We start from the raw sequence: 13,895 nt of genomic DNA, 5'->3' as shown, positions 1-13,895 counted from the left end.
GGTCGAATTGGTTGCGTTTTGCGCAATAAACGCCCCTTTCTCTCCCCGAAGTCTGGTAGCGTTGGGGGCACATGCGGCGGGGTTCAAGACGCTGGCATATCCCACGGAACGGCGACCGATCGTCAAGGGCTAGCGTGCTCGGCGCGCTGGAATGGGGAGGTATGCGACGGCCTGCCGTGCCTACCCGCACTGCGCCCGGTGCAACAGCCTGTGGTCGGCCAGGACGAGCGCCATCATCGCTTCTACCACCGGTGTGCCGCGGATGCCCACACAGGGGTCGTGCCGGCCCTTCGTGCGGACCTGCGCGGCCTGCCCCCGGCGGTCGATGCTGTCGACCGGGGTCAGGATCGAACTGGTCGGCTTGAACGCCACCCGGCAGACGACCGGCTGGCCGGTCGAGATGCCGCCGGCGATGCCGCCCGCGTGATTGGCCGCGAATTCGGGTCCGTCGTCGCCCGGCGACATCGCATCGGCGTTCTGTTCGCCGGTCAGCCGGGCGGCATCGAAGCCGTCACCGATCTCGACACCCTTGACCGCATTGATGCTCATCATCCCTGCCGCCAGATCGCTGTCGAGCTTGGCATAGATCGGTGCGCCCCATCCCGCAGGCACGCCGGTGGCGACGCATTCGACCACTGCGCCCAGCGAAGAGCCGGCCTTGCGTGCTTCGTCGACCATTGCCTCCCAGCGTTTCGCCGCCGCGGCATCGGGGCACCAAAAGGGATTGCGCGCAATTTCCTCGGTATCGAAATTCGCCGGATCGATCCTGTCGCCGCCGATCTCGGCGACATAGGCGAGGATCGACACCTCGGGGATCACCAGCCTCGCCACCGCGCCCGCGGCCACGCGCATTGCGGTTTCGCGTGCGCTGCTGCGCCCGCCGCCGCGATAGTCGCGCAGCCCGTATTTGGCATCATAGGCGTAATCGGCATGGCCGGGGCGGTAGGTGTTGGCGATCTCGGAATAATCCTTCGACCGCTGGTCGGTGTTCTCGATCAGCAGCGAGATCGGCGTGCCCGTGGTGGTGCCTTCGAACACGCCTGACAGGATGCGCACCGCATCGGGTTCCTTGCGCTGCGTGGTGAACTTGTTCTGCCCCGGCTTGCGCGCATCGAGGAAGGGCTGGATGTCTTCTTCGGCCAGCGGCAGCCCCGGCGGGCACCCGTCGACCACTGCCCCGATCGCGGGCCCGTGGCTTTCGCCCCAGGTGGTGAAGCGCAGCGTCCGTCCGAAGGTGTTCCAGCTCATGCCACATCTCATGCCCGCAACTGTGGGCGCCTGTCCATTCTCGCTGGACCAAATCCTTCTTGAGGGCCAAGAACAAACCATGATTGCGAAGCTGAAGGGCCTGCTCGACGAAACCGGCACCGACTGGGCGGTGATCGACGTCGCGGGCGTGGGCTATCTGGTCCATTGTTCGGCGCGCACGCTTAGCCAGCTGGGCGAGCGCGGCGAGGCCTGCACTGTCTATACCGATCTGCAGGTGAGCGAGACCGACATGCGCCTGCTCGGCTTTGCCGATGCGGCTGAGCGCGACTGGTTCCGCCTGCTGACGCAGGTCCAGGGGGTGGGCAGCAAGGTCGCGCTGGCGATCCTCTCGGCGCTGTCGACGGGCGAAGTGCAGACGGCCTGTGCGCAGGGCGATGCCGCAATGATCGCACGCGCCAATGGCGTAGGGCCCAAGCTCGCCGCGAGGATCGTGAACGAACTCAAGGACAAGGCGGGCGCGCTGCCCGGCGTTGCTGCCGGCGTGGGCGCAGCCGCACTGCCAAGGGGCGGGGCCAGCGCCGATGCAGTGAGCGCGCTGGAAAACCTCGGCTTCAAGCCCGCGGTCGCCGCGCGCGCGGTGACCTCGGCGCAGGGCGAGCTGGGCGAGAGTGCAAGCGAGGGCGAGCTGATTCGCGTCGCCTTGAAGAAAGCAGCGGGATGACGATGACGGCGAAACGCTACACGATACTGGCGGCGGCGGGCGCGCTGCTTGCCAGCGCGGCCGGCGCACAGGACATGAGCGCGTTTCGGACCGGTCCGATCTTCGAGGATTTCGGTGCCCATGCCCCGGTCGAAGGCATCGACACCTTCGCTCCCGATACCGAATTCGCGATTGCCTTCGACGTCGCCGGACAGACCGATGCGGGTACGCGCAACCGCGGGTTCGAAAGCGCCGCACGCTTCGTCAACATGCACGCCTCGCACGCGGTCGACCCGGCGAACATGCGGATCGCGGTGGTTGTGCACGGCGGCGCGGTGAAGGATTTGCTCGACGCCGAGGACAACCACTCGCGCGCGATGGTCACGCAATTGCTCGATTACGGCGTGCGTTTCATCGTCTGCGGCCAGAGCGCGGCGGCGCATGGCGTGGCCAAGGCGGACTTCATCCCCGGCGTCGAACTCGCGCTCTCCGCGATGACCGCGCATGCGCAATTGCAACAGGCAGGCTATACGGTGAACCCGTTTTGAGGAAAGAGGAAACCTCAAGCCTTCGTCATCCTGAAATCGTTTCAGGATCCATCTTTCGCCCTGCTCGAAGCAAGCGGATCAAACCCAAGGTCGATCGCAAGATCGACCCAATGCGGATTGTCTCGCTCGACCAGATTGATCTTCGATTGACGGTGCCAGCGCTTCAGCTGCTTTTCGCGCAGGATCGCCGCCTCCATGTCGCCGAACATTTCGAAGCGCACGAGGCGATGGACCTTGTACCGTGCGACGAAGCCGCCGGTAACGCCTTCGCCGTGTTGCCAGAGCCGCTTCACAAGGTCGGATGTGACCCCGATATAGAGCGTTCCACGCGGCTTACTCGCGAGGATGTAGACGCAGGGTTCGCGTTCGAACGGCATCCTCCGGTGATTGCCGCGCGTTGGATGCTGAAACAAGTTCAGCATGACGGTATGGGGGCAGTGTGACCGAACCCGTCCCCATCCACTCTCCCGACCGCCAAGCCGAAGACCCCGATGCCGCGCTGCGCCCGAAGTCACTTGCCGAATTCGTCGGGCAGAAGGCGGCGCGCGAGAATTTGCGCGTCTTCGTCGAGGCCGCCAAGGGCCGCGGCGAGGCGATGGACCATGTGCTGTTTTTCGGCCCGCCTGGGCTCGGCAAGACCACGCTGGCGCAGATCGTCGCCAAGGAACTGGGCGTGGGCTTTCGCGCCACCAGCGGGCCGGTGATCGCCAAGGCGGGCGACCTGGCCGCGCTGCTGACAAATCTCGAGCCCAACGATGTGCTCTTTATCGACGAGATCCACCGGCTCAATCCGGTGGTCGAGGAAGTGCTCTATCCCGCGATGGAAGACCGGGCGCTCGATATCATCATCGGCGAAGGGCCGTCCGCGCGCAGCGTGCGGATCGACCTGCCGCCGTTCACGCTGGTCGGCGCGACCACGCGGCAGGGCTTGCTGACCACGCCGCTGCGCGACCGGTTCGGTATCCCCGTGCGGCTGAACTTCTACACCGAGGACGAGCTGCTCCGCGTGGTCACGCGCGGTGCGGGGCTGCTCGGCATGGGGATCGACGAGGGCGGCGCGCGCGAGATCGCCCGCCGCAGCCGCGGAACACCGCGCGTGGCGGGGCGGCTGATGCGCCGCGTGCGCGATTTCGCCAGCGTGCTGGGCGAAGCGGTGGTGACCAGCCGCGTGGCCGACGACGCGCTCACCCGGCTCGAGGTCGACAGCCTTGGTCTCGATGCGATGGACCGGCGCTATCTCACCATGATCGCCACCACCTACAAGGGCGGGCCGGTCGGGGTGGAAACGCTGGCGGCAGGTCTCAGCGAGCCTCGCGACACGGTCGAGGAGGTGATCGAGCCCTATCTCATCCAGCTCGGCCTGATCGCGCGGACCGCGCGCGGGCGCTGCCTCAACGATGGCGGCTGGAGTCATCTCGGGCTGGCGCCGCCCTCGGGGCCGCAGAGCGACATGTTCGACGAATGAGGTTAGCGCTGCGGTAAGAACCGTGGCACGGAAGGTCCCGAAACGGGACGAAGCTTGCGAAAGCCTCGCAATTCCGCGAAAAATTTACTTTCTGGCGGTAATTGCGATCCTGAATACACGCGATTCGCCGGGGGGTGATTCGTTAAAACAACTCAAGGATCGCCTTAAGGGACGCAAATTGCTTCCCTTTTTCGGTCGCAACAGGAAGTTTTATAATGTCGGTCAAATCAGCTCTCGCTAAACTCTCGGCCACGGCGGCGGGTGGTGCGCTGCTCGCAGGCGGGGCGGTCCACGTCGCCGAGCGCCCGATTACCGACAATCCGCAGTACAAGTCGAAATCGGTCAAGCAGGCCAAATACGTCAAGCAGGCGACCCCGCGCGCCGTGCCGCGGCCGACCGTACCGCGTGCCCGCACGATCCCGCGGCAGGTCGAATGCGTTCCCGCCGATTCGGCGGCTGCAGCGAACAATCCGAACAACATCTGCCCGCCGGTGTATCGCCAGGCGATGGCACCCGTCCCCGTTCCGCCGCTGCCCGCATCGGCACCTGTCGGCGGGGGCGGCGCATCGCGGTCGATTGCCGGCGGAAGCGGCGGCGGCGGCTTCGGTGGTGGTTTCGGCGGCGGCTTCTTCGGCGGCTTCTTCTCCGGATCGAGCGGCGGCGGCAGCGTGATCGTCAATTCGACCACCAGCGGCGGCGAGCCTCCGGTGGTGAATGTCGACGTGTCGACGACCAGTTCGACCGGTGGATCCTCGACTTCGACCTCGACCGGCGGCACCTCCACCTCGACCGGTGAAGTCTCGACGACGACGAGTTCCAGTTCGAGCACGGGCGAAGTCTCCACTTCCACCGGTTCGGTCAGCACCTCGACGGGCGAAGTCTCCACCTCGACGGGTTCGGTCAGCACCTCCACTGGCGAAGTTTCGACCTCGAGCGGCAACGTCACCACCAGCACCAGTTCGTCGTCCTCGACGAGCACGTCGAGCTCGACTTCCACGTCGTCCTCGACTTCGACATCAAGCTCGACCTCGACCTCGACCTCGTCCTCGTCCTCGACCAGCTCGTCGACCTCAGGCAGCAGCAGCGGCACCGATGTGCCCGCCCCGCCGATGATGGCGCTGTTCGGCATGGCCGCGGCCGCAATTCTCGGGCGGCGCAAGTTCCGGATCAAGCGGGCGGCCTGAGCGCCGATAGCGGCAGCGGTCAGTCGCGCCCGCGCAGGCTCCATTCGCCCTGCCGGTACCACTGGGTAACGACGTATTTGACGCCTGCTTCGACCGGCAGCGCGGCATGCAGTGTCGCGCGATTGGGGCGGCCCTTGCGATCCATATTGTCCCACACAACCAGCATCCCCGGTTCGGGCACAATGGTCAGGTCCAGCGCGGGAAACGCGGTCGCACCGCCGGCCTCGGGTGTGTTCAGATAGACCATCGCGGTCCAGCTTCGCTGGCCACCGCGATGTCGTTCGGTTTGCCAGTGCGGGCGATCGAGCAGGAAATGGTCGCGGTGGTGCCGGTATTCCTCGCCCCGGCGATAGCGTTGCCCCTGCAGCGGTTCGGCATTGGGTAGGCCTATCCCCGTAACCGCGGCAATCCGCTCCGCCAGCGCACGTGTCTCGGGCATTTCCTTGGCGAAGAAATGCGTCGAACTCGTCCGTCCGCGCGGTGAAGCCTTGTCAGTAAACAGTACGGAGGGCTGAATACGGCTGTCGATGATTGCGATCAGCCGGCGGCACTCCGCTTCGTCGAGAAAACCGCGCAGGAGGAACAGGTCGGCTTTTTTGCCGCCACGCGGTTCGATGCGGGGGTCGGCCCGCAGCTTCCGGCGGACGCTGTCGCCGATCCCGCGCATGATGGCGGGATCGGCTTCAGGTTCGGTTGGGGTTCGCCCCAGAAACCGCGACAGGCGACCGATAAGCGTCATCGGCGCCTACCGCTTCCGGTCGGACGGAGTCAGGCCGCCGCGAGCTTGCGCAGAACGTAGTGGAGGATGCCGCCGTTGCGGTAATATTCCATCTCGTTCGCAGTATCGATGCGGCACAGCGCGGTGAAGCTGAAGGTCGAACCGTCCTCGCGGGTCACCTCGACTTCGACGTCCTGGCTCGGGCTGAGATCAGCGAGGCCCTTGATCGTGAAGCTGTCGCTTCCCGTCAGGCCGAGGCTGTTGCGCGTATCGCCATCCTTGAACTGCAGCGGCAGCACGCCCATGCCGATCAGGTTCGAGCGGTGGATACGCTCGTAGCTTTCGACGATCACGGCCTTGACGCCAAGCAGGATGGTGCCCTTAGCGGCCCAGTCGCGGCTCGAACCCGTGCCATATTCCTTGCCGGCAACGACCACCAGCGGGGTGCCGTCTTCCTTGTGCTTCATTGCCGCATCGTAGATCGGCATCTGTTCGCCATTGTAGGTCGTCACGCCGCCTTCGACGCCGGGGACCATCTCGTTCTTGATGCGGATATTGGCGAAGGTGCCGCGCATCATCACGTCGTGGTTGCCGCGGCGCGAGCCGTAGGAGTTGAAGTCCTGCTTGGCGACTTGGTGGCTTTGCAGATAGGAACCCGCAGGGCTGTCTTCCTTGATCGAACCGGCGGGCGAGATGTGGTCCGTGGTGACCGAATCGCCAAGGATCGCCAGCGGCTTTGCGTCGGTGATGTCGGTCACCGGGGCAGGCGTCATTTCCATGCCTTCGAAGAAGGGCGGGCTGGCGACATAGGTGCTGGTCGGGTTCCAGCGATAGGTGTCGCTGGCCTCGACCTTGATCCCCTGCCAGTGCTCATCGCCCTTGTAGACGTCGGCGTAGCGGGTTTCGAACATCTGGCGGTCGATATTGGCCGCGCGGTGCTGGGCGATTTCCTCGTTGGTCGGCCAGACATCGGCAAGCATCACGTCATTGCCCTGCTGATCCTGGCCGAGCGGGGTTTCGGTGATGTCCTTCGTGACCGTGCCAAGGATGGAGTAGGCCACCACGAGCGGCGGGCTTGCAAGGAAGTTGGCGCGCACATCGGGCGATACGCGGCCTTCGAAATTGCGGTTGCCCGACAGCACCGAGGCAGCGACGATGTCATTGCCATTGATGGCCTTGGAAATCGGCGGCGCGAGCGGGCCCGAGTTGCCGATGCAGGTGGTGCAGCCATAGCCGACGAGATCGAAGCCCATGGCGTTGAGATCGTCCTGGAGGCCCGACTTGACGAGATAGTCGGTCACGACCTGGCTGCCGGGAGCGAGGCTGGTCTTGACCCACGGCTTGGGCTTGAGGCCCTTTTCATGCGCCTTCTTGGCGACCAGGCCGGCAGCGATCAGCACATCGGGGTTCGACGTGTTGGTGCAGCTGGTGATGGCGGCAATCACGACGTCGCCGTCGCCGACATCGTGATGCGTGTCTTCGACGTCGACGCGCAGCGGCTTGTCCTTGCCGTAGATCGACTTGAGGTCGGTGTTGAACAGCTCGTCGACCTCGGGCAGCGCGACGCGGTCCTGCGGACGCTTGGGACCGGCGAGGCTCGGTACGACCTTCGACAGGTCGAGCTCGAGCGTCTTGGTGAAGACGGGCTCGGCCTCGGGGGTGAACCACATGCCCTGTTCTTTCGAATAGGCTTCGACCAGCGCGATGGTTTCCTCGTCGCGGCCGGTGAGGCGCATGTATTCGAGCGTCTTGTCGTCGATGCCGAAGAAGCCGCAGGTTGCGCCGTATTCGGGCGCCATGTTGGCAATGGTCGCACGGTCGGCGAGGGTCAGCCCCGCAACGCCTTCGCCGTAGAATTCGACGAACCGGCCAACCACGCCGACTTCGCGCAGCATTTGCACGCAGGTCAGCACGAGGTCGGTGGCGGTCACGCCTTCGGCCATCGCGCCGGTCAGCTTGAATCCGACCACTTCGGGGATCAGCATCGAGATCGGCTGGCCGAGCATTGCGGCTTCGGCCTCGATCCCGCCGACACCCCAGCCCAGCACGCCGAGGCCGTTGATCATGGTGGTGTGGCTGTCGGTGCCGACGCAGGTGTCGGGATAGGCGACCACTTCGCCTTCGGGGTCATTGGTCGACCACACGCCCTTGCCGATATATTCCAGGTTCACCTGGTGGCAGATGCCGGTGCCCGGAGGCACGGCGGAGAAGTTCTCGAAGCTCTTCGAACCCCATTTGAGGAAGTCGTAACGCTCCGCATTGCGGGCATATTCGAGTTCGACGTTCTTTTCGAAAGCCTTGGGGTGGCCGAATTCATCGACCATGACCGAGTGGTCGATCACGAGGTTCACGGGAACCTGCGGGTTGATCTTGGCGGTATCGCCGCCGAGCTTGCTGATCGCATCGCGCATGGCAGCAAGATCGACCACGCAGGGCACGCCGGTGAAATCCTGCAGGAGCACGCGCGCCGGGCGGTACTGGATTTCCTTGCCCGTGGCCGGGTTCTTCTGCCAGTCGACGATCGCCTGGGCATCGTCGGTGCTGACGGTGAAACCACCGTCTTCGAAACGCAGCATGTTCTCCAGCAGCACCTTGAGGCTGAAAGGCAGTTTCGAAACATCGCCCAGCTTTTCCGCCGCCTTGGCGAAGGAGTAATAGGCGTAGTCCTTGCCGTTCACTGTCAGAGTGGAGCGGGTTCCGAGCGTGTCCTTGCCGACCTGGGTCATGCGCGCGTTGATCCTTTCGTTTGTAAGCCGTTACCCGACCAATGGGCGGGGCAGCAGAATGTGCCGCGCCCCTGCGCCGGAACGGGGAAAAATCAAGTGTGCGGCATTGCGGCAAGCGTCGATCGGCGGCGCGGGCTTCGCCTGCCGCTACGGTTTCGTGCATCCGCGCCAGCCTGCATGCCTGGCGGTTCGACAGATCGTTCAGATCGTATCGGGCGGCTGGGCCGGGCGCCTGCCGCGCGCCGCCAGCCAGCACGCGCCCACGATGATCGCGGTGCCCGCCAGGGTCGGCAGGGTCAGCCGTTCGGCGAAGAACAGCCAGCCGAACACCGAAGCCCACAGGAAGCCCGAATATTCGAGCGGGACCAGCACCTGCGCCTCGGCGCGGGCGTAGGCCCAGGCGAAAGCCATCGCCCCGATAACCGTGAGCACCGCCGCCACGGCGAGGTCGCGCAGCGTGTCGCTGTCCGGCATCTCGAACAGGAAGGGGGCTGCGATGCCGAGCAGCAGCACCGACACGCCCGAATGAAAGGTCGCGATCTCGGCCGGGCCGGCAACCTGAGATTGCCGCCGGATCAGGATGAAGCTGTAGGCGTAGAGCATGGCGGAAGTCAGGATCGCGGCCAGCCCGAGCGCGGTATCGCGGTCGAATTCGGCCTGGCCCACCTTGCCACCGATGATCACCAGCGTGCCGGTGAAACCCAGCAGCGAAGCGGCGATCGCCTCGCGACGAATGATCTCGCCCAGCATCGGCCGCGCGAGATAGAGCGCGATCAGCGGCGCGACGAAACTGATGGCGATGGCTTCGGCCAGCGGCAGCTTGGTAATCGCATAGAAGAAGGTCAGTGCCATGAAAGTCGCCACGACCGAGCGTTGCAGATGCAGCGTGAGCACTGCTCGCTGCGGCCAGCGCCCGCCGCGCGCCAGCCACAGCGGCAGCGCGATTCCCGTGGCGATCAGCGAGCGTAGCCAGGCCGCGCTCAGCGCGCCCACGGCCAGCGCCGCGCTTTTCATGTAAGCGTCCATCAAGGCCAGGCTGGCGACGGCCAGAGCTGCCATCAGCATGGGCAAGAGGGCGTGATCGGTGCGCACTGCCAATTCCTATCCGGGGGCAAGCGAGCCGTCACGGACAATTCAGCCTCGTGAAAGCCGGGATATTGGATTAGCTTGGGGCATTGGGCAATTATCAAGCCACACGCGCCGCACCGGTGCGTGGGCGCATCTGGTAGGACATATGACACGTTTTCGTCTGATTATCGGTTCCGCAATGGGCGCCGCGCTGTGCGCGACCTCGGTCTTCGCGCAGGACAGTGCGCCCGAAGACCTGCTGCCGCCGGAACCGGCCCGGGTTACCGAGCCACTGCCCGATTATACCCGTGACGCGCCGCAACCCGCCGCGCAGCCCAGCGTAGAGGAAAGTTTCGACGATATTCGCATGTCGTCGGGCGAAGTGGTCCAGCAATTGCCCGTGCTTGAACGCGAGTGGACGCTCGCGCAGGCGGAGAAGCTGCTCGCCTTCATTCCCACGGTGGCCGACGAAGGGCTGGTCCCCGGTGACTACCGCGCCGAAGCGCTGGCCGCCGCAATCGCGCAGGGCCGGGGCCCGGCGCTCGACGCTGTGGCGAGCGAGATTTTCATCTGGCTGGTCGAGGATCTGCGCGATGGGCGCACGCCGATGGATGCACGGCGCCAGTGGTTCGTGGTCGATCCCGACCCGGACGTGCTGCCCTCGCACCGCCTGCTGGAGACGGCCGTCGAGACGGGCGACATCGCCGGAACGCTGCGCGCGCTCAATCCGGTTTCGCCCGATTACGCGCGTTTGAAGGAAGAGCTCGCCCGCGCGAGCGACCCCGCCAAGCGCAAGCTGATCCGCGCCAATATGGACCGGTGGCGCTGGCTTGCTCGGGATCTCGGCAAGCAATATCTGCTTGCCAATGTGCCCGAATACCAGCTCCGGCTGACGGTCAACGACAAGATCATCAAGCACTACCGCGTAGTGGTGGGCAAGCCCGGCCGCACGGCGACGCCGCAGCTTTCCGAAATGGTCGAGGCGGTGATCTTCAACCCGACCTGGACCGTGCCGCAATCGATCGTGAAGGGCGAAGGGCTGGGCGCGAAAGTGCTCAACAATCCCGGCTGGGCGCGTGCCAACAACTACACGGCGACCAAGGGCGCCAACGGCTGGATCACCGTGGTCCAGCAGCCCGGGCCGGGCAATTCGCTCGGCCTGATGAAGCTCGACATGCCCAACCCGCACGCGATCTTCTTCCACGACACGCCCGCGAAGTCGCTGTTCGCGCGTGACGTCCGCGCGCTCAGCCATGGGTGCATTCGTGTCCAGGGTGCCCGCGAACTGGCGATGACGATGGCCATGCTCGGCAATGCGGAGAGCCGCGAGGATCTGCCTGCGATCCAGCAGGAGGTTTCCGAAATCACCGCGTCGGGCAAGTACACGCGCTACCCGATGGAAAAGCAGTGGCCCGCCTACATCACCTATTTCACCTACGGTGTGGATGTGAACGGCGAGCTGCGCCAGTTCGACGACATCTATGGCCGCGACGCCCCCGTACTGGCCGCGCTCGATGCGCCGCGCCAGGACGACCGGGCCCGCGAGACGAGCGAGGAAGCGGTCGAGATCGTCGACGATCTGCAGACGAGCTGAGGTCGCCCGACCGGGCGTGCGTCAGTAAGCGCTCGGGCTGGTGCGGCTGAACGTCGTTCCGTCCGGGCGGCGCAGCAGGTCGTATTGGGCGATCGGCGGGCTGACGGCGCTGCCGTCCTGCGCGATCCCGTAGCTGCCCGAAACCAGCAGGCGCCCACCCGACAGGTCGATCAGCGCGCGGTCGAACTGTTCGGGCCCCATGGCGAAGCAGCCGTTCGAGCGGCCGAGCCGGCCCCAGCGATCGACATGTCCGGGCGTGGCATAGCTCGCCGGGTGCATCACGATGGCGCGGGGCAGGGCGTTGGAATTGGTTGAATCGAGCCCGTCCAGCCGCAGCGAAGTGCCATAGCGCCCGACATACCAGCTGCGGGTCATGAAGGCCCCGCGGCTGGACGCTTCGCTCCCCTCGATATTCGAATAGCGCTTGAGCCAGCCATCGTGTTCGCCGTCCGAACCCGTACCATGGCTGACGTGATAGCTGGTTACCCGTTCGTTCTCGAGATCGACGAAGTGAAACCGCTTCTGCGAAGAATGCAGGCCGAAATCCGCGATGCCGACAATGTCCCTGCGCCAGATGCTGGTACCCGCCCGGGCCAGTTCGTCGCGCGCGATCACCATCAGCTTCGCATCGCGGGCGGCGGTGGGATTGACCTGCGCGAACAGGCGGGCGGGCAGGGCGGCGGCAGCGGTCGCTGCCAATGAGCCCTTGATAAGATCGCGGCGATTCATGCGCGGGAACCTAACAGTGCGGTGCGGCAGGCGACAACGGGATTGCGGCGGACCGCGCGGTTCATTCGCCCAACACCATCCGGTCCTGCTCGATCCGGACCGGTTGCACCGAGGCAAGAAAGCTCTGGCCGAGCAGCGATACGCCGAGTCCTTCCGGCACGATGATCGCGCGAACGTTGCGCGCTTCGTGACCGCCAAGCGTAACCTGGTCGAGTGTGATGGCCATTCCCGCCACGGGACCGGAAGCGCCCTGCGCTATCGGCCGGATATCGGCGGCGGACCACATCAACCCCGCTGCGCGCGCATCGGCACCGGTCAGCGCCACCACGCTGGCCCCGGTGTCCACCAGCATGTCGATCTGTGCGCCGTTGACCTGCGTTTCGGCGTAGAAATGCCCGTCGGCAGCGCGGGGAAGTTCGGTGGTCCCGGCGACCCATGCCGCGTAGCTGTCGCTGGATCCACCGGAGGTTTCCGCCTTCACCGGCTGTGGGGCATGCGGTCCGTCATCACCGGTTGCTGGCTCGGGCGCGTCGCCGGGCACCAGCGTTGCGCCGAGGAAGGCTGCCACGGCTATGGCAAGGAGAACCGCGATGCGCATCGCAGCACCGTGCGCCGCTTTGGCTTAAAACGGCGTAAAGGCGCTATTCGGCGGCCTGCGCAGGAGCGGCATGCGGATCGAAGGCCACTGCCTCGCCCGCTTCGATCTGGGCGGCCTTGGCTTCGACCAGCGCAACGATATGGTCGAGCATGTCTCCGCTCTGCACGTGGTGATCGGTCACCCCCGACAGATAGACCATGTGCTTGCCATTGCCGCCGCCGGTGATGCCGATGTCGGTCTCGCGCGCCTCGCCGGGGCCATTGACCACGCAGCCGAGCACCGAGAGGCTCATCGGGGTCTTGATGTGCTCGAGCCGTTTCTCGAGCGTTTCGACCGTGCGAATGACGTCGAAACCCTGGCGCGAACAACTCGGGCACGACACGACGCGGACACCGCGGGTGCGCAGGCCGAGCGCCTTGAGCATCTCGTAACCGACCTTCACTTCCTGTTCGGGCTCGGCCGACAGCGACACGCGAATGGTGTCGCCGATACCGGCCCACAACAGGCTGCCCATGCCGATCGAGCTCTTGACCGTACCGCCGATCAATCCGCCCGCTTCGGTGATGCCCAGATGCAGCGGGCAATCCACCGCATCGGCGAGGCCGTGATAGGCCGCGACGGCAAGGAACACGTCGCTTGCCTTCACTGCCACCTTGTATTCGTGAAAGTCGTGGTCCTGCAGCAGCTTGATATGGTCGAGCGCGCTCTCGATCAGCGCCTCGGGGCAGGGCTCGCCGTATTTTTCGAGCAGATCCTTCTCGAGACTGCCCGCATTGACCCCGATCCGGATCGCGCAGCCGTTCGCCTTGGCGGCGCGGACCACTTCGGCCACGCGCTGGCTGCTGCCGATGTTGCCCGGGTTGATGCGCAGGCAGGCCGCGCCCTTGTCCGCCGCTTCGAGCGCGCGTTTGTAATGGAAGTGGATGTCGGCGACGATCGGGACATTCGCTGCCTTGGTGATACGGTCGAAATGTTCGGTCGCCTCGGCGGTGGGGCACGACACGCGAATGATGTCCGCGCCCGCGTCCTCGCAGCGACGGATCTGGTCGATCGTCGCACCGACATCCTCGGTCGGCGTGTTGGTCATGGTCTGGACGGTTATCGGCGCATCGCCGCCGACGGGGACGTTGCCGACCATGATCTGTCGGGACGGGCGGCGCTCGATCGTGCGCCAGGGACGGATGGAAGACATGCCCGGCGATATAGAGCCCTTGGGTTGAAGGGGCAATGACGCGCTGCGGCAGGCGGCATCCGCTTTCTCTACGAGCGGGCGGGCCCCGGCAAGCCGGATCGCCCACGAAAAAGGCGCGGGGAGGATGCCCCCCGCGCCCCTTCCGGCGAATTCGCCTGCTGCGG

13 protein-coding genes are annotated in these 13,895 nt (G+C 65.4%); 4 read left to right on the top strand and 9 right to left on the bottom strand.

Annotation, left to right across the window (positions count from 1 at the left end):
• Positions 1-180: 180 nt before the first annotated feature.
• The gene (gene aroC / locus WKH79_RS09085; RefSeq protein ID WP_341858677.1) at positions 181-1,248 is read right to left on the bottom strand and encodes a chorismate synthase; all 1,068 of its coding nucleotides are present in this window, start codon (positions 1,246-1,248) and stop codon (positions 181-183) included.
• Between the two features lie 79 nt (positions 1,249-1,327).
• Between aroC and ruvA the strand changes: the two genes are divergently transcribed.
• Together ruvA and WKH79_RS09075 are read left to right on the top strand one after the other, a co-directional pair.
• Complete coding sequence (gene ruvA, locus WKH79_RS09080) at positions 1,328-1,930, top strand: Holliday junction branch migration protein RuvA (RefSeq protein ID WP_341858676.1); 603 nt, start codon at positions 1,328-1,330, stop codon at positions 1,928-1,930.
• Entirely contained in the window at positions 1,927-2,457 is a 531-nt protein-coding gene (locus WKH79_RS09075) for a DsrE family protein (RefSeq protein ID WP_341858675.1), read from the top strand. Before ruvA ends, WKH79_RS09075 begins: the two co-directional genes overlap by 4 nt.
• A 41-nt stretch (positions 2,458-2,498) precedes the next feature.
• Here WKH79_RS09075 and WKH79_RS09070 read toward each other — a convergent pair whose 3' ends face one another.
• Positions 2,499-2,834 carry a GIY-YIG nuclease family protein gene (locus WKH79_RS09070; protein ID WP_341858674.1) on the bottom strand — a complete coding sequence of 112 codons (336 nt, stop codon included), beginning with the start codon at positions 2,832-2,834 and terminating at the stop codon, positions 2,499-2,501.
• Between the two features lie 62 nt (positions 2,835-2,896).
• Here WKH79_RS09070 and ruvB point away from each other — a divergent pair, with 62 nt between their 5' ends.
• Positions 2,897-3,922 (top strand): Holliday junction branch migration DNA helicase RuvB, encoded by a 1,026-nt coding sequence (gene ruvB, locus WKH79_RS09065; protein ID WP_341858673.1) that lies wholly within the window; start codon positions 2,897-2,899, stop codon positions 3,920-3,922.
• Between the two features lie 142 nt (positions 3,923-4,064).
• On the opposite strand, the gene WKH79_RS09060 is transcribed toward ruvB, so the two are convergent.
• The 4 genes from WKH79_RS09060 to WKH79_RS09045 form a co-directional block, all read right to left on the bottom strand.
• Positions 4,065-5,150, bottom strand: a complete 1,086-nt coding sequence (locus WKH79_RS09060) for a hypothetical protein (protein WP_341858672.1) — start codon at positions 5,148-5,150, stop codon at positions 4,065-4,067.
• Entirely contained in the window at positions 5,126-5,845 is a 720-nt protein-coding gene (locus WKH79_RS09055) for a 2OG-Fe(II) oxygenase (RefSeq protein WP_341858671.1), read from the bottom strand. Before WKH79_RS09055 ends, WKH79_RS09060 begins: the two co-directional genes overlap by 25 nt.
• A gap of 29 nt (positions 5,846-5,874) precedes the next feature.
• Positions 5,875-8,550, bottom strand: a complete 2,676-nt coding sequence (gene acnA / locus WKH79_RS09050) for an aconitate hydratase AcnA (protein WP_341858670.1) — start codon at positions 8,548-8,550, stop codon at positions 5,875-5,877.
• Between the two features lie 201 nt (positions 8,551-8,751).
• Positions 8,752-9,609 carry a DMT family transporter gene (locus WKH79_RS09045; RefSeq protein ID WP_341858669.1) on the bottom strand — a complete coding sequence of 286 codons (858 nt, stop codon included), beginning with the start codon at positions 9,607-9,609 and terminating at the stop codon, positions 8,752-8,754.
• 175 nt (positions 9,610-9,784) lie between these two features.
• On the opposite strand from WKH79_RS09045, the gene WKH79_RS09040 reads away from it, so the two are divergent.
• Positions 9,785-11,212: a L,D-transpeptidase family protein gene (locus WKH79_RS09040; RefSeq protein ID WP_341858668.1), complete on the top strand. Its 1,428-nt coding sequence runs from the start codon at positions 9,785-9,787 to the stop codon at positions 11,210-11,212.
• A 21-nt stretch (positions 11,213-11,233) separates the two neighbouring features.
• Here WKH79_RS09040 and WKH79_RS09035 read toward each other — a convergent pair whose 3' ends face one another.
• The 3 genes from WKH79_RS09035 to ispG form a co-directional block, all read right to left on the bottom strand.
• On the bottom strand, positions 11,234-11,941 hold the full coding sequence (locus WKH79_RS09035) for a murein L,D-transpeptidase catalytic domain-containing protein (protein ID WP_341858667.1): 708 nt from the start codon (positions 11,939-11,941) through the stop codon (positions 11,234-11,236).
• A gap of 61 nt (positions 11,942-12,002) precedes the next feature.
• Positions 12,003-12,509 carry a TIGR02281 family clan AA aspartic protease gene (locus tag WKH79_RS09030; protein WP_341858666.1) on the bottom strand — a complete coding sequence of 169 codons (507 nt, stop codon included), beginning with the start codon at positions 12,507-12,509 and terminating at the stop codon, positions 12,003-12,005.
• 73 nt (positions 12,510-12,582) lie between these two features.
• The gene (ispG, locus tag WKH79_RS09025; protein ID WP_063505071.1) at positions 12,583-13,731 is read right to left on the bottom strand and encodes a flavodoxin-dependent (E)-4-hydroxy-3-methylbut-2-enyl-diphosphate synthase; all 1,149 of its coding nucleotides are present in this window, start codon (positions 13,729-13,731) and stop codon (positions 12,583-12,585) included.
• Positions 13,732-13,895: the final 164 nt, after the last annotated feature.

The organism is Qipengyuania sp. GPGPB31 (assembly GCF_038396345.1).
GTDB classification, from domain to species: domain Bacteria; phylum Pseudomonadota; class Alphaproteobacteria; order Sphingomonadales; family Sphingomonadaceae; genus Qipengyuania; species Qipengyuania citrea.
Note: the sequence above shows the minus strand (reverse complement) of the source record. Positions and strands in the feature narration are given on the sequence as shown.

Coding starts and splice junctions, on each gene's coding strand:
- WKH79_RS09075 (WP_341858675.1), top strand. CDS start 1,927: ATGACGATGACGGCGAAACGCTACACGATACTGGCGGCGGCGGGCGCG.
- WKH79_RS09070 (WP_341858674.1), bottom strand. CDS start 2,834: ATGCCGTTCGAACGCGAACCCTGCGTCTACATCCTCGCGAGTAAGCCG.
- ispG (WP_063505071.1), bottom strand. CDS start 13,731: ATGTCTTCCATCCGTCCCTGGCGCACGATCGAGCGCCGCCCGTCCCGA.
- WKH79_RS09060 (WP_341858672.1), bottom strand. CDS start 5,150: ATGGAGCCTGCGCGGGCGCGACTGACCGCTGCCGCTATCGGCGCTCAG.
- WKH79_RS09040 (WP_341858668.1), top strand. CDS start 9,785: ATGACACGTTTTCGTCTGATTATCGGTTCCGCAATGGGCGCCGCGCTG.
- acnA (WP_341858670.1), bottom strand. CDS start 8,550: ATGACCCAGGTCGGCAAGGACACGCTCGGAACCCGCTCCACTCTGACA.
- aroC (WP_341858677.1), bottom strand. CDS start 1,248: ATGAGCTGGAACACCTTCGGACGGACGCTGCGCTTCACCACCTGGGGC.
- WKH79_RS09055 (WP_341858671.1), bottom strand. CDS start 5,845: ATGACGCTTATCGGTCGCCTGTCGCGGTTTCTGGGGCGAACCCCAACC.
- ruvA (WP_341858676.1), top strand. CDS start 1,328: ATGATTGCGAAGCTGAAGGGCCTGCTCGACGAAACCGGCACCGACTGG.
- WKH79_RS09045 (WP_341858669.1), bottom strand. CDS start 9,609: ATGGCAGCTCTGGCCGTCGCCAGCCTGGCCTTGATGGACGCTTACATG.
- WKH79_RS09035 (WP_341858667.1), bottom strand. CDS start 11,941: ATGAATCGCCGCGATCTTATCAAGGGCTCATTGGCAGCGACCGCTGCC.